The sequence below is a fragment of the Metapseudomonas phytobenefica genome (assembly GCF_043392685.1).
Classification (GTDB): Bacteria; Pseudomonadota; Gammaproteobacteria; order Pseudomonadales; family Pseudomonadaceae; genus Metapseudomonas.
Genome location: NZ_JBHZGM010000027.1, coordinates 38,261 through 55,434, shown reverse-complemented (window position 1 = coordinate 55,434; position 17,174 = coordinate 38,261). Strand labels below are relative to the sequence as shown.

12 protein-coding genes are annotated in these 17,174 nt (G+C 65.6%); 6 read left to right on the top strand and 6 right to left on the bottom strand.

Translation table 11 applies throughout. The annotated features are described in order from the left end of the window. Positions 1 to 512: 512 nt before the first annotated feature. The gene (gene rne, locus ACFW0B_RS19650) at positions 513 to 3,593 is read left to right on the top strand and encodes a ribonuclease E (RefSeq protein ID WP_449150669.1); all 3,081 of its coding nucleotides are present in this window, start codon (positions 513 to 515) and stop codon (positions 3,591 to 3,593) included. Positions 3,594 to 3,662: 69 nt separating this feature from the next. On the opposite strand, the gene ACFW0B_RS19645 is transcribed toward rne, so the two are convergent. The 3 genes from ACFW0B_RS19645 to ACFW0B_RS19635 all read right to left on the bottom strand — a co-directional run bounded on the left by ACFW0B_RS19645 (position 3,663) and on the right by ACFW0B_RS19635 (position 7,194). Continuing rightward, positions 3,663 to 5,444 (bottom strand): ABC transporter transmembrane domain-containing protein, encoded by a 1,782-nt coding sequence (locus ACFW0B_RS19645; protein WP_449150668.1) that lies wholly within the window; start codon positions 5,442 to 5,444, stop codon positions 3,663 to 3,665. Positions 5,445 to 5,551: 107 nt separating this feature from the next. Next, the gene (locus ACFW0B_RS19640; protein WP_449150667.1) at positions 5,552 to 5,992 is read right to left on the bottom strand and encodes a thiol-disulfide oxidoreductase DCC family protein; all 441 of its coding nucleotides are present in this window, start codon (positions 5,990 to 5,992) and stop codon (positions 5,552 to 5,554) included. A 71-nt stretch (positions 5,993 to 6,063) separates the two neighbouring features. After that, positions 6,064 to 7,194 (bottom strand): ATP-NAD kinase family protein, encoded by a 1,131-nt coding sequence (locus ACFW0B_RS19635; RefSeq protein ID WP_449150666.1) that lies wholly within the window; start codon positions 7,192 to 7,194, stop codon positions 6,064 to 6,066. 191 nt (positions 7,195 to 7,385) lie between these two features. On the opposite strand from ACFW0B_RS19635, the gene ACFW0B_RS19630 reads away from it, so the two are divergent. After that, positions 7,386 to 7,562, top strand: coding sequence for a PA1571 family protein (locus ACFW0B_RS19630; RefSeq protein ID WP_449150665.1), 177 nt, complete (start codon positions 7,386 to 7,388; stop codon positions 7,560 to 7,562). A 34-nt stretch (positions 7,563 to 7,596) separates the two neighbouring features. On the opposite strand, the gene pdxB is transcribed toward ACFW0B_RS19630, so the two are convergent. Then, positions 7,597 to 8,739, bottom strand: a complete 1,143-nt coding sequence (gene pdxB, locus ACFW0B_RS19625; RefSeq protein ID WP_449150664.1) for a 4-phosphoerythronate dehydrogenase PdxB — start codon at positions 8,737 to 8,739, stop codon at positions 7,597 to 7,599. Between the two features lie 268 nt (positions 8,740 to 9,007). On the opposite strand from pdxB, the gene ACFW0B_RS19620 reads away from it, so the two are divergent. After that, positions 9,008 to 10,390, top strand: a complete 1,383-nt coding sequence (locus ACFW0B_RS19620; RefSeq protein ID WP_449150663.1) for an MATE family efflux transporter — start codon at positions 9,008 to 9,010, stop codon at positions 10,388 to 10,390. Positions 10,391 to 10,591: 201 nt separating this feature from the next. Here the strand turns inward: ACFW0B_RS19620 and tusA are convergent, their stop codons facing one another. Beyond that, positions 10,592 to 10,831 (bottom strand): sulfurtransferase TusA, encoded by a 240-nt coding sequence (gene tusA / locus ACFW0B_RS19615; RefSeq protein ID WP_449150662.1) that lies wholly within the window; start codon positions 10,829 to 10,831, stop codon positions 10,592 to 10,594. Between the two features lie 190 nt (positions 10,832 to 11,021). On the opposite strand from tusA, the gene ACFW0B_RS19610 reads away from it, so the two are divergent. After that, the gene (locus ACFW0B_RS19610; protein ID WP_449150661.1) at positions 11,022 to 11,189 is read left to right on the top strand and encodes a hypothetical protein; all 168 of its coding nucleotides are present in this window, start codon (positions 11,022 to 11,024) and stop codon (positions 11,187 to 11,189) included. A gap of 83 nt (positions 11,190 to 11,272) precedes the next feature. Here ACFW0B_RS19610 and rlmM read toward each other — a convergent pair whose 3' ends face one another. After that, a complete protein-coding gene (rlmM, locus tag ACFW0B_RS19605; protein ID WP_449150660.1) occupies positions 11,273 to 12,322 on the bottom strand; it encodes a 23S rRNA (cytidine(2498)-2'-O)-methyltransferase RlmM in 1,050 nt (349 codons plus the stop codon). 215 nt (positions 12,323 to 12,537) lie between these two features. Here rlmM and acnA point away from each other — a divergent pair, with 215 nt between their 5' ends. Together acnA and ACFW0B_RS19595 are read left to right on the top strand one after the other, a co-directional pair. Beyond that, a complete protein-coding gene (acnA, locus tag ACFW0B_RS19600; protein ID WP_449150659.1) occupies positions 12,538 to 15,228 on the top strand; it encodes an aconitate hydratase AcnA in 2,691 nt (896 codons plus the stop codon). 232 nt (positions 15,229 to 15,460) lie between these two features. Beyond that, complete coding sequence (locus tag ACFW0B_RS19595; RefSeq protein ID WP_449150658.1) at positions 15,461 to 17,026, top strand: methyl-accepting chemotaxis protein; 1,566 nt, start codon at positions 15,461 to 15,463, stop codon at positions 17,024 to 17,026. Positions 17,027 to 17,174: the final 148 nt, after the last annotated feature.

Here is a 17,174-nt window from a genome sequence, read left to right as displayed (position 1 = left end):
TACTGCTATAGTCGCGAACGCCGCCAAAAGCGGCCTGGTTCCGGGTGTTCGCCATATTTGCCACCCCAACCGCTGCAACCCATTCAGGACGTAAGGCCGTCCGACAGAAAATACGCCGCAATGGCCGCGAATTTTCCGAAATCAAAGCCTTGAGCCATGACGCGTGATCGCCCCTTCCAACGGGAGATTGCGGTAAATGCAACCCGCTACGGATTCAGCGAGCGGCACCCGATTTTCAAGGGATAAGTGTAGGGTGGAGATGCATAACCGTCGGACTGCGTAGTTTCAAGACGCTTCATTTCGTCCGCTACCGACCGTTGATTCCTCCTCCTGAACAAGTGCTTCTGTCACGACACAGCAAGCAGGAGACGTAGTCGCGATTCCGGCCCCTTTGGCCGGACCTCGCTGGACACTGGGGTGGCCCTCCACCTCTGACACGCACCTGACACCGACCGCGAGAGTCGTGTGCGCCAATCGCCGTTTCCGGTAGCCCGGAAACCCATTGGTACCACATGAAAAGAATGCTGATTAACGCGACTCAGCCCGAAGAGTTGCGTGTTGCTCTGGTCGACGGCCAACGCCTGTATGACCTGGACATCGAATCGGGTGCCCGCGAGCAGAAGAAGGCCAACATCTACAAAGGCCGAATCACTCGCATCGAACCCAGCCTCGAGGCAGCCTTCGTCGACTTCGGCGCCGAGCGCCACGGCTTCCTGCCCCTGAAAGAAATCTCCCGCGAATACTTCAAGAAATCCCCTGAAGGCCGCATCAACATCAAGGAAGTGCTCAGCGAAGGCCAGGAGGTCATCGTCCAGGTCGAGAAAGAAGAGCGCGGCAACAAGGGCGCAGCCCTGACCACCTTCATCAGCCTCGCCGGTCGTTACCTGGTGCTGATGCCGAACAATCCCCGCGCCGGCGGTATCTCCCGCCGCATCGAAGGCGAAGAGCGCAACGAACTGCGCGAAGCGCTGAACGGCCTCAACGCTCCGGCCGACATGGGTCTGATCGTCCGCACCGCCGGCCTCGGCCGCTCCAGCGAAGAGCTGCAGTGGGACCTGGACTACCTGCTGCAACTCTGGAGCGCCATCAAGGAAGCCTCCGGCGAGCGCGGCGCGCCCTTCCTGATCTATCAGGAAAGCAACGTCATCATCCGCGCCATCCGCGACTACCTGCGCCAGGACATCGGCGAAGTGCTGGTCGACAGCGTCGAAGCCCACGAGGAAGCCCTCAGCTTCATTCGCCAGGTGATGCCGCAGTACCAGAGCAAGATCAAGCTCTACCAGGACAGCGTTCCGCTGTTCAATCGCTTCCAGATAGAAAGCCAGATCGAAACCGCCTTCCAGCGCGAAGTGAAGCTGCCGTCCGGCGGCTCCATCGTGATCGACCCGACCGAAGCCCTGGTGTCCATCGACATCAACTCGGCGCGTGCGACCAAAGGTGGCGACATCGAAGAAACCGCCCTGCAGACCAACCTGGAAGCGGCTGAGGAAATCGCCCGCCAGCTGCGTCTGCGTGACATCGGCGGCCTGATCGTCATCGACTTCATCGACATGACCCCGGCCAAGAACCAGCGCGCCGTGGAAGAGAAAGTCCGCGAAGCCCTGGAAGCCGACCGCGCCCGCGTGCAGATCGGCCGTATCTCCCGCTTCGGCCTGCTGGAAATGTCTCGTCAGCGCCTGCGTCCGTCCCTGGGCGAGACCAGCGGCATCGTCTGCCCCCGTTGCGACGGCCAGGGCATCATCCGCGACGTCGAATCCCTGTCGCTGGCGATCCTGCGCCTGATCGAGGAAGAAGCCCTCAAGGACCGCACCGCCGAAGTACGTGCCCAGGTGCCGATCCCGGTTGCCGCCTTCCTGCTCAACGAAAAGCGCAACAGCATCACCAAGATCGAGCTGCGTACCCGTTCACGCATCGTCATCCTGCCGAACGACCATCTGGAAACCCCGCATTTCGAAGTCCAGCGCCTGCGCGACGACAGCCCGGAAGTGCAGAGCAACCAGTCCAGCTACGAAATGACCCCCTCCGAGGTCGAGGAAGCCCAGCCGGTCAGCTCCACCCGCACCCTGGTACGCCAGGAAGCCGCGGTGAAGACCGTATCCCCCGAGCGCCCTGCCCCGGCCCCGACTCCGGCAGCCCCGCTGGCGCCGCCGGCACCGGCTCCGGAGCCGAGTCTGTTCAAGGGCCTGGTGAAGACCCTCGTGGGCCTGTTCGCCGGCAAGGAAGAACCCAAGGTCGAAGCCGAGAAGCCTGCCACCGAGCGCCAGCCGCGCGGTGACGAGCGCCGCAACAGCCGCCAGCAGAACCGCCGTCGTGATAGCCGCGAAGGTCGTGAAGGCCGTCGCGAGGAAGATCGCAAGCCACGTGAAGAACGCCAGCCGCGCGAAGCCCGTGAAGGCCAGGAAGGTCGTCGCGAACGCGGCGAACGTGGTGATCGCAGCGAGCGTCCGGCCCGCGAAGAACGCCAGCCGCGCGAAGAGCGTCAGCCCCGCGAGCCACGTGAAGAACGTCAACCGCGTGAAGAGCGCCAGCCTCGCGAAGAGCGTCAACCCCGCGAAGAGCGTCAGCCGCGTGAAGCCCGCGAAGGTCAGGAAGGCCGTCGCGAGCGTGGCGAGCGCGCTGAGCGTCCGGCCCGCGAAGAACGCCAGCCGCGTGAAGAGCGTCAGCCCCGCGAGGAGCGCCAGCCGCGTGCCGAAGCCGCCCAGGCCGAGGTAGTCGACGAAGAACTGCTGAACAACGAAGAGCTGTTGCAGGACGACGATCAGGAAGGCGCCGATGGCGAGCGTCCCCGTCGCCGTTCCCGTGGCCAGCGTCGTCGCAGCAACCGTCGCGAGCGTCAGCGCGAAGCCAATGGCGAAGAGCTGGGCGCGGATGAGGAAGGTGCCGAACAGGCCGCTCCTGCCGACGCCGTCCAGGCCGCTACCGTGGCCGCTGCCGCTGTGGTTACCGCTGAAGTGGTTGCCGAAGCCGCCGCTGAAGCTCCAGCCCAGGCGGAAGCCCCGGTTGCCGAAGCCGTCGTTGAAGCGCCGGCCGCAGAAGTTGTGATAGCCGAAACCGTTGAAGCTGCCCCGGTTGCCGAACAGGCTCCGGCGGTAGAAGAGGCCCCGGCCGCGGTGGAAGCTCCGGTTGTTGAAACTGCCCCCGCCGAAGCCGTGGCAGAAGCGCCTGCCGCAGCTCCTGCCGAGGAAGCTCCGGTTGCTGCACCCCAGGTCCAGCCGGCCGTTCAAGCGCCGTCCAGCACCGGCCGCGCCCCCAACGACCCGCGTGAAGTGCGTCGTCGTCAGCGCGAGGCCGAGCGTCTGGCCAAGGAAGCCGAAGCAGCGGCTGCCCAGGCCGTTGAAGCCGTAGCCGCCGCCGAGCCGGCGTCCGTTGTCGCCCACGCCATCGCTGGTGTGGAAGAGGACGTGGTCACTGCCGAGCAGAAGGTCGAGGAAGCCGTTGAACAAGCTGTGGAAGCTCCGGCCGAACAGCCCGAGCAAGTAGCAACAGAAGCGACCGAAGCCCAGGCGCCGGCCGAAGCCGAGACCAAGGCTGAGGAAGAAGAGAAAGAAGAAGAGAAGGATGAAGCCAAGGACGAGACCAAACCAGTCGTCTGAAGCCTGTCCTGAATGAAGAAGGGGATGCCATTGGCATCCCCTTTTTCTTGCCCGCAATATCGACGCCCGCTACTCCACTTCGTCTCCCTCCCGAGTGGCGAATTGCAGCTCCGCCAGCCGCGCATACAGCGGACTGCTGGTCACCAGCTGCGCGTGACGACCGATTGCAACCACCCTGCCCCGTTCCATCACCGCGATGCGGTCGGCGTTCTGCACCGTGGCCAGGCGGTGGGCGATCACCAGCGTCGTACGTCCGCTCATCAGTGCCGGCAGAGCCTGCTGGATCAGGTGCTCGCTCTCCGCATCCAGTGCACTGGTCGCTTCGTCCAGCAGCAGAATAGGCGCGTCCACCAGCAGGGCGCGCGCGATGGCCAGGCGTTGACGCTGGCCGCCCGAGAGACCGATGCCCCCCTCCCCCAGATGGGTCTGGTAACCCTGGGGCAGACGGCTGATGAACTCGTGGGCATGGGCGGCGCGCGCGGCCGCTTCGATCTCGGCGTCAGTGGCCTCGGGACGACCGTAGCGGATGTTGTCCTCGACGCTGCCGTAGAACAGTGCAGGACTCTGCGACACCAGCGCAAAGCAGCGGCGCAGGTCGGCAGGTTCCAGCTGCCTCAGTTCCACGCCCTCCACGCGGATGCTGCCCTCCTGGGGATCGAAGAAGCGCAGCAACAGCTCGAAGACCGTCGACTTGCCCGCACCGGAAGGTCCGACCAACGCCAGCGTTTCGCCGGGGCGAACCTCCAGGCTGACGCCGTCCAGCGCATTCACTTCCGGTCGACCGGGATAGGCGAAGCGCACTGCCTCCATCTCGATCTTGCCGCTGACCCGCTCCGGCAGCGACACCCGCCCCTGCTCGGGAGCATGGATGTCGTTTCTCGCCTGCAGCAGTTCGGCGATTCGCTCTGCGGCGCCAGCGGCGCTCTGCAGCTCGCCGATCACCTCGCTGATGGCGCCGAAGGCCGCCCCCACGATCAGGCTGTAAAAGACGAAGGCCGCCAGGTCGCCGGGCGATATGCGCCCGGCGATCACATCCATACCGCCGACCCAGAGCATCACGCCCACCGCGCCCAACACCAGCAGGATCACCAGGCTGATCAGCCAGGCGCGCTGGGTGATGCGCCGGCGTGCAGTGTCGAAGGCCCCTTCCACGGTGCTGGCAAAACGCTGGCGATCCTGCGCCTGGTGGTTGTAGGCCTGCACCGTCTTGATCTGCCCCAGGGTTTCCCCGATGTAGCTGCCGACGTCGGCGATACGGTCCTGGCTCTGCCGCGAGAGACGCCGCACCCGCCGCCCGAAGAGGAGGATGGGCGCCAGCACCAGCGGCAGCGCCAGCAGGACGATGCCGGTCAGTTTCGGGTTGGTGACGAACAGCAGGCCGATGCCGCCCACCAGCAGGATGCCGTTGCGCAGTGCCATGGACAGCGACGAGCCGATCACCGATTGCAGCAAGGTGGTATCGGCGGTGAGCCTGGACTGGATTTCCGACGCGCGATTGCTTTCGTAGAAGCCCGGATGCAGCTGGATCAGGTGGTCGAACACGCGCTTGCGGATGTCCGCCACGAAGCGCTCGCCAATCCACGAGACCAGGTAGAAGCGGGTGAAGGTACCCAGCGCCAGGGCCAGCACCAGGCCGAAGAACAACATGATCGACTGCCGCAGCGACGCTTCGGACTGGGTAGCCAGTCCCTGGTCCACCAGCAAGCGGATGCCTTGCCCCATGGACAGGGTAATGGCGGCAGTGAACAGCAGCGCCAGCAAGGCCCCCATCACCCGCCAGCGATAGGGCGCGACGAAGCGCGCAGCCATGCGCAGCGCGTTACGTTGCCGTGAAGAAAGGAAAGTTGCCATCAAGGGACTCAGTCAGCCAGGCCAGGGGATGGTCCGCCTCGCACCGGAGCTTCCGCCCGCCGCCCGCGCGCCAATCCCAGCGGGTCAGCACGGCGAATCGACACAGCTCAGCGTTCGGCATTCAGGAAGCGTCCCTCATGATCGGGGGACGGCAGCAGGCAGACGTCATAGCGTCCGAAAAGGCGGTAGCGATTCAGCGCGATACGGTCATAGCACCAGTCGCGCAATCCCAGCGGCAGGAAACGGAAGATCGCCAGCAACGGCCAGGGCGCCGGCAACTGGCGCAGGATTCGTGCAATGGCCTCGGAACGGACGAACAGCTCAGCCCCTTCGACATAGAGCAGGGTCGCGAAGCTGTCGGCAGGCAAGCCGAACCAGCGCAGGATCGCCTGACCTTCCGCCGATTGCACCGAGGCGAGCTTGATGGTCCGCGCCCGGTCATGACGGATCAGGAACTTCGCCCAGCCATTGCAGAGCCTGCACACCCCGTCGAAGAGCACAACGCGCTCTCCGGGGCCGACATGGGGAGGGTATTGCCCGGCATCCATCACGATGCTCCTGCAACCGCGGGAAACTGTCGTCGATGGTAGCCGATCTCCCCACAAGCGGGCGAACGGCCTCAGTCCGGGTCGCCCCACCAGCCCAGGGGATAGAGCAGCTCTTCCTTGTAGCCGGCCCAGACCCGCACAGCGTCGGGGAAGGCTTCATCCAGGGCCGGATCGCCACTGTCCACCAGCAGCGGCCGGCCTTCCAGGGTGCCCAGTTTGCGCTTGGTGGCCACTACCCGGAGGTGATCCAGGCCTATGGCGCGCAACACCCGCGGGCTGATCTGCTGGTTGCCGCGCCCGATGATGTGGCCCTGGCCGCCGATGGCAGTGACCAGCAGCCGCGCCGGGTGGCCGTCCACCAGCTCGAAGAGCCGGGACTCGGTCACATCACGGGCGATCACTGCACCATTCTCGATCACATCGACCCCCAGCAGCGTGGTTTCCAGCCCCAGGTTGGCCGCCAGACCGTGGAGGGTGGAGCCCGGGCCGAACACGTAACGCACACCCTCTTCCCAGCTGTCGTTCAGCCAGTCGGCCAGATCCACCAGCACCAGCTCTTCCGACTCCATGCCGCCTTGCTTGACGTGCTGCATGTAGTGGCCTTCCACGGGGACCGTCAGCTCGCCATACCAGCGCGCCGCCACCTTGCCGTCGCGCAGGGCGCTCTCGTCCAGGTCACGGACCTCGCCACTGGCCAGGCGCACCAGCCCGCCCTCCACCAGACGCCGCGCCAGTTCGCCGGCCGCGCGCGGACTGATGGCGTAAACCCCGGAGTGGATCTTCACCCCGGCGGGAATCCCCAGAACCGGCTGCCCCTCGCGCACCGCGGAACTGACATCCCGCGCCGTGCCATCGCCGCCGGCGAAGAGAATCAGGGCGACACCGGCGTCCTGCAGGGCTTCGACGGCGTGACGGGTGTCGTCGGCACAGGTCAGCGGGCCGTCGAGGTGCCCCAGCACCCTGTGGGCAAAGCCCATCTCCGCCAGCAGGTCGGCGCCCATGGGGCCGGGAAAGGTGAGGAATTGGATGCGCCCGACGAGCGGCAACAGGCATTCCAGCGCCAGCCGGGTGCGCGCTGCGGCCCGCGGCTCGGCGCCTCTGGCAAGGGCCTGTACGGCGACACCGTCACTGCCCTTGAGCGCGGCGGGGCCACCCAGACCGGCCAGGGGATTGATGATCAGGCCCATATGGAACAAGGACATGCTTACCTCGAACTGAACTCTCGCCCCGCGCAGGGGGTCCATCCACCAGGACCAGGACGCTAGCGATTGGCACAACAGCTGCTAGTGTTTCCTGGTCTTTCGTTTTTCCGGCGTACTGCTGACGCCGGCTGTCACTGCGTGTTCATCTACCCTTCCTAGACTGCGCGCACCACCTGAAGAGGAGACAGGCCATGAGCTTGCACGACAGTAATTCCGATCTCCGCGTGATTCCGCTGCAGCAACGCCGCCGGGTTGGCGGCGCGATCATCGATGCCCAGGGCCGCGAGATTCCGATTACCGAAACCATGATCCAGCGCGCCTGCCAGGAGCTGCACAAGCAACTGCAGTCCGAGCGGAAACAGGCCTGATTCGCCCTCGCCCGGGGCAATCCCGGGCCGATTCCTACAGCAGCTCCGCCCCCAGCGCCCGGACGATTCCCGCCAAGCGAGGCGCATCTCCCTTCAATCGTACCCGCAGACCGTCGATTTCCCGCCGCACCGGATAGTGCTTGCGCAGGGCATCGAAGGCCGCGCGACGCCGGGCTTCATCTCCCACCAGGCTACGGCGGAAATCCGCATCGTCGCGGCGCGGGTCATACACCACACGGCACAGGGTCGCCAGGGCCCAGTTCAGGTCGGCGCCGGCATCCAGGGTCAGCTCATCCAGCCAGGAGGCGGGCAGCAACTCGTCCAGCTGCACGCTTTCCACCTGCCCGCTGAAACGGCACCAGGCCTGATAGATCTGCGCGGTACCGCGCAGCTTGCCGTCCAGGCTGTAGCCGGCGATGTGCGGCGTAGCGATGCGGCACAGATGCGCCAGCGCCAGGTCCACCTGGGGTTCGCCCTCCCACACATCCAACACCGCGCGCAGGTCGGAACGACGCTCCAGCAGCGCGCGCAGGGCCTGGTTGTCCACCACCGCGCCACGGCTGGCATTGATCAGCCAGGCGCCGGGCCGCAGGCGCTCCAGGCGGCTGGCATCCAGCAGGTGATGGGTCGGATGGTCGCCGCCTGCGTCCAGCGGCGTGTGCAGGCTGATGGCGTCGCACTCGCGGAGAATGGTTTCCAGATCGACGAAATCCCCCCCTTCGACCGCCTGGCGCGGCGGATCGCAGACCAGCACCCGCCAGCCGAGTCCGCGCAGCACATCCACCAGGCGCCCGCCCACCTGGCCGGCGCCCACTACGCCGAAGGTGCGCGAGGCAAGGTCGACGCCCTCGTCCTCGGCCAGCACCAGCAGGCAGCCCAGCACGTAATCCACCACGCCGCGCGCGTTGCAGCCGGGCGCACTGGACCAGCCGATGCCGGCCTGGGCGAAATATTCTAGATCGAGGTGGTCGGTGCCGATGGTGCAGGTGCCAACGAAGCGCACCGGCGTACCCGCCAGGAGGGTGCTATCGACCCGGGTCACCGAGCGCACCAGCAGCAGGTCGGCGTCGGCCAGGGAGGCAGCGTCGATGGCGCGGCCCGGCAGGCGACGGATGTCGCCCAGGCCGCCGAAGAAGGCATCGACCAGGGGAATGTTTTCGTCGGCAACTATTCGCATGACAGGCTCCAGCAGAGAGACCGCCATTCTACGCAATCCCCCTGTCGGACGCCCGTGTCACGGGGCGGCCGCCCTCTTTTCTGACCATTGTGTCAGGGCGTAGACTAGCCACCCCTCAGCCTCCACGTCCCGTTCCGCCGGCAGCCTCTCCTGCAAAGGCTGGGACAGTGCGCCGTCGCGAGCTCGTCGCGACCAGGCAACGCCCGAATTCCTGTCAGCCACTCTTTTCATGGACACCACCGGTACGCCCGGAGGATGACTTATCGATATGGAACTTTCCGTGTCCCACGCCCAATCCCGTTTCAGCCGCGCCAGCGCGGAGCTGCGCGCACTGCTCAAGCTGGCGGCGCCGATCATGGTCGCCCAGATCTCCAATACCGCCATGGGGTTCGTCGATGCCGTGATGGCCGGTCGCGTCAGCCCACGTGACCTGGCCGCCGTGGCCCTCGGCAACTCCATCTGGATTCCGGTATTCCTGCTGATGACCGGCACCCTGCTGGCCACCACCGCCAAGGTGGCCGAACGCTTCGGCGGCAACCGGCAGGAAGAAATCGGCCCGCTGGTGCGCCAGGCCCTGTGGCTCGCCCTGGCCGTGGGCCTGGCCGGCGCGCTCGTGCTGCTCAATGCCCGGCCGGTGCTGCAACTGATGGGCGTCGACCAGGATCTCATCGCCCCGGCCATGGGCTACCTGCAGGGCATCGCCTTCGGCTTCCCCGCCGTGGCCCTCTACTATGTGCTGCGCTGCTTCAGCGATGGCCTGGGGCGCACCCGGCCGAGCATGGTGCTGGGCATCTGCGGCCTGCTGCTGAACATTCCGTTGAACTACATCCTGATCTACGGCCACCTGGGCATGCCCGCCATGGGCGGCGTCGGCTGCGGCTGGGCGAGCGGCACGGTGATGTGGTTCATGCTGCTGGGCATGCTGGGATGGGTATCCCGTGCCCCGGTCTACCGGCCGAGCCGGTTGTTCGAACGCTTCGACAAGCCGCAACTGCCGGTAATCAAACGCCTGCTCTCGGTGGGCGGGCCCATTGGCATCGCGGTATTCGCCGAATCGAGCATCTTCGCCGTGATCGCCCTGCTGATCGGCGGCCTCGGCGCCACGGTGGTCGCCGGTCACCAGATCGCCCTTAACTTCAGCGCACTGGTTTTCATGATCCCCTACGCCCTGGCGATGGCCGTCACCGTGCGCGTCGGTCAGGCCCTCGGGCGTGGAGAGCCCCGTGCGGCGCGCTTCGCGGCCGGCGTCGGCATCGGCGCGGCGCTGGCCTATGCCTGCCTGTCGGCCAGCCTGATGCTGCTGTGCCGCGAGGCGATCGCGACGATGTACTCGCCGGACCCTGCGGTGATTGCCGTGGCGGCCATGCTGATCGTCTATTCCGCGCTGTTCCAGTTCTCCGACGCCATCCAGGTCGCCGCCGCTGGCGCCTTGCGCGGCTACCAGGACACCCGCGCGACCATGATCATCACCCTCTTCGCTTATTGGGGCATCGGCCTACCGGTGGGCTACGCCCTCGGGCTCTCCCACTGGCTGGGCGAACCGAGCGGACCCAAGGGGCTCTGGCAGGGCCTGGTGGTGGGGCTGACCTGTGCCGCGGTGCTGCTCAGCGTGCGCCTGACGCGCAGCGCACGGGCAAGGATCAGGAGGTAACGGACACGGGCCCTGGATACGTGGGATAACGCTGTAGGAGCCAGCTTGCTGGCGAATGGGCCAATCCCGGAAAGCTTCGCGAGCAGAGCTCGCTCCTACAACAACAGCTACGCCCCGTTGGCGGCGCCTAGCTGAGCTCCAGGCCACGGCTGCGCATGCGCGCCGGGTTCATGTTCGAGCCATAAGCGAAGTAGAAGGTCGTCAGTCGGTCTTCTTGCGTATCCAGTAGAAGTAGGTACCCGCCTCTTCCGACTGGTCCAGCAGTTCATGGCCGAGGAAGACGCAGAACTTGGGGATGTCGCGGCGCGTGGAAGGGTCGGTGGCGATCACCTTGAGCAGGCCGCCGGCGGGCAGGTCGCGCACCTTGTTGTGAAGCATCATCACCGGTTCGGGACAATTCAGGCCGGTGGCGTCGAGAATGGCATCAGGTTGCTGGGACATGGGGTACTCCGAAAACTGCCGGCTATTGTGGCGCAAAGCCGCATGGACGCACAGCCTTGTCGCCCTCGCCGCGACATCCGGCCACAGCGGCTCACAGCCCGGGACGGGTCATCCCCGTCAGCAGCCCCTCGATGCGCCTCGCCAACCGATGAAATGCGGCGCAGCATGAGGCTTTCCCGGAGGGCACGCCATGCCGGATTCCCCTGTGCAGGAGTGGTGCGTCAAGCGACTGGATGACAACGGAAACGTGTTCGTCCTGCGGGATCGGCTGACCCGCGACGAAGCCGAGCGTCTGATGGCCGAATACCAGGCGCGAGGGCACAAGCAGAGCTACTGGGTGGAGCGGATGTCGCTGTAGGAGCTGGCTTGCCAGCGAATGGCCCCTGTTCGCCAGCAAGCTGACTCCTACGAGGCTCCCGGCCGATGGTCGGCCTCTGGCCCTTACAACCTGCGCAGGTGGCAGGTCACTTCCTCGCGGTCGTGATAGAGCTGCTTGCAGGCTATGGAGACTTTCAGCCCCCTGGCCTTCAGCCCTGTGTCGATACGTGACAGCAGCTTCTGCACCTCGGCATGGCGCTGTTTCATCGGCAGCTTGAGGTTGACCACCGCTTCCTGGCACCAGCCCTCGCCCAGCCAGGTTTCGATCAGCGCTGCAGTGCGCGCGGGTTTCTCGACGATGTCGCAGACCATCCAGTTCACCGGCCGGCGCGGCTTGAAGGTGAAGCCGTCGGCGCGCTGGTGTTCGACGAAACCGGAGTACATCAGGCTCTCGGCCATCGGGCCGTTGTCGACGGCGGTGACCTTGATTTCCCGCTGCACCAGCTGCCAGGTCCAGCCGCCCGGTGCGGCGCCCAGGTCCACGGCGGTCATCCCCGGTGCCAGGCGCTTGTCCCAGTCGGCCCGCGGAATGAAGTGGTGCCAGGCCTCTTCCAGCTTGAGGGTGGAGCGGCTCGGTGCCTCGCGGGGAAACTTCAGGCGCGGGATGCCCATGGGCCAGAGCGCCGAGTTGTTCGGCTCGGCCAAGCCGACGAACGCCTCGCGGCCACTGCGGAAGGTCAGCAGCAGGCGCGGCAACCTGAGATCGTCCTTGAGCTTGCCGGCCTTGCTCAAGGCAGCGCGCAGGGGCTTTTCGAACTTTCGGCAGAAGGTGGACAGCTCCTTGCCTTCATTGGTGTCCAGCACCTCCAGCCAGAGGCTGCCGCACGCCGGATAGTCGGCCAGCGCCTCCAGCAGCACGCCGATGCGGTCGGTTTCCGGCAACTCCACGTACTCGCCGCGCGCCCATTGGCGCGGGAAGATCAACTGGTTGAAACGCAGCTTGCGCATCATCCGTTCGGCGCCGCCGGGTTCGCTGCAAATGAACTCGGCGCAGGCACTGTTCGGCTTGGCCTTGGCGTAGCCGGCCACCTCGAGGTGGGCGGCGAGTTCGGAAATCTCGGCACAGACCTCCCCCTCGAATCCGGGGCGGCAGTGCAACAGCATGGTGTTCATCGGGTGGGCTCCTCCTGGGCGCGCACTATAGTTGCGCGAGGCCCGTTTTCACACAGTCAGGAGGTGAATTTCCTACAACCGGACGCCTTGAACAGGGGAACCCGGCGCCACCCAGCCGGTCGGTTGAAATGGCGAGACCGCCCATCGAGAGCTAGCTTTTCAGTTTCCGCAAGAGCAGCCGGCCCATGCCGTGTGGGCCTCAAGGAGAAATCCCGATGTCTTCCCTGGATAGCTTGAACTGCCGACGCAGCCTCGAAGTCGCCGGCAAGACCTACCACTACTTCAGCCTGCCCGAAGCCGCCAAACGGCTGGGTGAGATCGACAAACTGCCCATGTCGATGAAAGTGCTGCTGGAGAACCTGCTGCGCTGGGAGGACGGCGAAACTGTCAGCGCCACCGACCTCAAGGCCCTGGCTGACTGGCTCGGCCCACGCAGGTCGGATCGCGAAATCCAATACCGTCCCGCCCGTGTGCTGATGCAGGACTTCACCGGTGTGCCAGCAGTGGTGGACCTGGCCGCCATGCGCGCGGCCGTGGCGGCGGCCGGCGGCGACCCGCAGCGGATCAACCCGCTGTCACCGGTGGACCTGGTGATCGACCACTCGGTGATGGTGGACCGCTTCGCCTCCCAATCCGCATTCGAACAGAACGTCGAAATCGAGATGCAACGCAACGGCGAGCGCTATGCCTTCCTGCGCTGGGGCCAGCGGGCTTTCGACAATTTCAGCGTGGTGCCGCCGGGCACTGGCATCTGCCATCAGGTCAACCTGGAATACCTGGGCCGCACCGTCTGGACACGCGAGGAAGACGGCCTGACCTATGCCTTCCCCGATACCCTGGTGGGCACCGACTCCCACACCACCATGATCAACGGCCTCGGTGTGCTTGGTTGGGGCGTGGGTGGTATCGAAGCGGAGGCCGCCATGCTCGGCCAGCCGGTGTCGATGCTGATTCCCGAGGTCATCGGCTTCAAGCTCACCGGCAAGTTGCGCGAAGGCATTACCGCCACCGACCTGGTTCTGACCGTCACCCAGATGCTGCGCAAGAAAGGCGTAGTAGGGAAATTCGTCGAGTTCTACGGCGATGGCCTGGCCGACCTGCCCCTGGCCGACCGCGCCACCATTGCCAACATGGCGCCGGAATATGGCGCTACCTGCGGCTTCTTCCCGGTGGACGACATCACCCTGGGTTACCTGCGCCTTTCCGGCCGCCCGGACGAGACCGTGCAACTGGTGGAGGCCTACAGCAAGGCCCAGGGCCTGTGGCGCGAACCCGGCCATGAGCCGGCATTCACCGACGCCCTGTCCCTGGACCTCGGCAGCGTCGAAGCCAGCCTGGCCGGCCCCCGCCGCCCACAGGACCGCGTACCACTGCCCCAGGTGCCCAGGGCCTTCGACGACCTGCTCGGCCTGCAGCTCAAAGCCGCTGGCGCGACCGGCGCCGGCAGCGCCGCGGTGAAGCTCGACGATGGTGAAAGTTTCAGTCTCGAAGACGGCGCCGTGGTCATCGCCGCCATCACCTCCTGCACCAACACCTCCAACCCCAGTGTGATGATGGCCGCCGGCCTGCTGGCGAAGAAGGCGGTGGAAAAGGGCCTGACCCGCAAGCCCTGGGTGAAGTCCTCCCTGGCGCCCGGCTCCAAGGTGGTGACTGAGTACTTCCGTGCGGCAGGACTGACGCCTTACCTGGATCAGCTCGGTTTCAACCTGGTGGGCTACGGCTGCACCACCTGCATCGGCAACTCCGGTCCCCTGCTCGAGCCCATCGAGAAAGCCATCCAGCAAGCGGACCTGACGGTGGCCTCGGTGCTCTCCGGCAATCGCAATTTCGAAGGCCGGGTGCACCCGCTGGTCAAGGCCAACTGGCTGGCATCCCCGCCCCTGGTGGTCGCCTATGCCCTGGCTGGCAGCGTGCGCCTGGACCTCGCCAGCCAGCCCCTGGGCCAGGGCAAGGATGGCCAGCCGGTCTATCTCAAGGACGTCTGGCCAAGCCAGCAGGAAATCGCAGCGGCCATCCAGAAGGTGGACACCGCGATGTTCCGCAAGGAGTACGCCGAGGTCTTCGCCGGCGACGAAAAATGGCAGGCGATCAAGGTGCCGGAGTCCGACACCTACGAGTGGCAGGCGGACTCGACCTATATCCAGCATCCGCCCTTCTTCGCCGACATCACCGGCGCACCGCCCAGGATTGAAGACGTGCGCCAGGCCCGCATCCTGGCCCTGCTGGGCGATTCGGTCACCACCGACCACATCTCCCCTGCCGGCAACATCAAGGCCGACAGCCCTGCCGGGCACTACCTGCGCGAACACGGCGTGGCCCCGGCGGACTTCAACTCCTATGGCTCGCGGCGGGGCAACCATGAAGTGATGATGCGCGGCACCTTCGCCAACATCCGCATCCGCAACGAGATGCTCGGCGGCGAGGAAGGCGGCAATACGCTGCATGTGCCCAGCGGTGAGAAACTCTCCATCTACGACGCCGCCATGCGCTACCAGGCCGAAGGCACCCCGCTGGTGGTGATCGCAGGCAAGGAATACGGCACAGGCTCCTCCCGCGACTGGGCGGCCAAGGGCACCAACCTGCTGGGGGTCAAGGCGGTGATCGCCGAGAGCTTCGAGCGCATCCACCGTTCCAACCTGGTCGGCATGGGCGTGCTGCCGCTGCAATTCAAGGACGGCCAGGACCGCAAGAGTCTCAAGCTGACCGGCCGGGAAACCCTGGACATCCTCGGCCTGGCTGGCGCCAGTCTGCGTCCACAGATGACCCTGCACCTGGAAATCACCCGCGAGGACGGCTCCAAGGACAAGGCCGAGCTGTTGTGCCGTATCGACACCCTTAACGAGGTCGAGTACTTCAAGGCCGGCGGCATTCTCCACTACGTACTGCGGCAGTTGCTGGCCGGCTGAAGCACACCCGGCACCTACCGTGCCTGCGACGTCCGGAGCGTTTCGATACTTTGGACGTCGCAGGCCGTCGCCCATCGCCCCCGTGCCAACCGCACGGGCGACAATCGAACCATTCCACTCTGGGCTATCGACCGGACAAGGCTGAAATCCGAGTACACTGGCGCACCGAAAAAAGGCTCAACCTTGGCGCCCTAATGCCGATAGATGATGTAAGCCTTGCGGATGGATACCCATGAGAAACAACCAACCTGTTACCCAGCGGGAGCGTAGCTTCCCGGCCGAGCAACGCCTGATCTCCACGACAAACAGCAAAGGCGTCATCACCTACGTCAACGAAGCCTTCATCGACATCAGCGGCTACAGCCGCGACGAGCTGGTTCGTTCACCCCACAATCTGGTCCGCCACCCTGACGTGCCGCCCGCCGTGTTCGCCCACATGTGGTCGACCCTGAAGCAAGGGCGCCAATGGATGGGCGTGGTGAAGAACCGCTGCAAGAACGGCGACCACTACTGGGTGAATGCCTACGTCACGCCCATCTTCGAAGGCAGCCAGGTCACCGGCTACGAGTCGGTGCGGATCAAGCCAACCGCCGAGCAGATCCGCCGCGCCGAGGCCCTCTACAAGCGCATCAATGCCGGCAAGCCCGCCATCCCGCGCCGCGACAAGTGGCTGCCGGTGCTGCAGGACTGGCTGCCGTTCATTCTCATCAGCCAGATCGGTTTCCTCATCGGCGCCTGGCTGAACTCCCACTGGGGCTTCCTCCTCGCCGCCCTGCTTTCGGTGCCGCTCGGACTGATCGGCCTGGCCTGGCAGAACCGTGGCATCAAGCGCCTGCTGAGCCTGGCCGAGCAGGCCACCTCAGACCCGCTGATCGCGCAGATGTACACCGACAGCCGTGGTGTGCAGGCACGCCTGGAAATGGCCATGCTCAGCCAGGAGGCGCGCCTGAAGACCTGTCTGACCCGCCTCCAGGACACCGCCGAACACCTGACCCACCAGGCACGCCAGGCCGATGTGCTGGCCCACAACAGCTCCAACGGCCTGGAACGCCAGCGCGTGGAAACCGAGCAGGTCGCCGCCGCGGTGAACCAGATGGCCGCCACCACTCAGGAAGTGGCCAACAACGTGCAACGCACCGCCGATGCCACCCAGGAAGCCAACCGCCTGACCAGCCAGGGCCGCGACATCGCCGCCGAAACCCGCGAAGCCATCCAGCGCCTTTCTCAGTCCGTGGGTGAGGCGGGCGAAACCGTCACGCGACTGGCCCAGGACAGCAACGAGATCGGCGGCGTGGTGGATGTGATCAAAGGCATCGCCGACCAGACCAACCTGCTGGCACTCAACGCCGCCATCGAGGCCGCCCGCGCCGGCGAGATGGGCCGCGGCTTCGCCGTGGTCGCCGACGAGGTGCGTCAGCTCGCCCAGCGCACGGCCGAATCCACCGGGCAAATCCATCAACTGATCGCCCAGTTGCAGAAGACCGCAGAAGAAGCAGTGCACACCATGGAGCATGGTCGTCGCCAGGCGGACGAAGGCGTCGAGCGCGTGCTCCAGGCCGACCAGGCACTGGTGGGCATCAGCGAGGCCGTCGCCAATATCGCCGACATGGCCGACCAGATCGCCGCCGCCACCGAGGAGCAGAGCGCGGTGGCCGAGCAGATCAACCAGAGCATCAGCAGCATCGCCCACCTGGCTGACCAGACATCTGGCGAGGCCCAGCGCACGGCACAGCTCAGCGAGGAGCTGACCCATACCGCCCAGGGGCAATATTCCCTGGTGGACAGGTTCAACCGTTGACCCGGCCTATACGAAAGGGCGCCGAAACAGACTGCGTGAAAACTCCCGCTCACTCCTGAAGAGGTCGTTGTTACACGAAATCTTCAGGAGTCTCAGGATCAATCAGACCCTGAATGAGCGTGAAGGCGCCAGAAATGATCGGTCAATG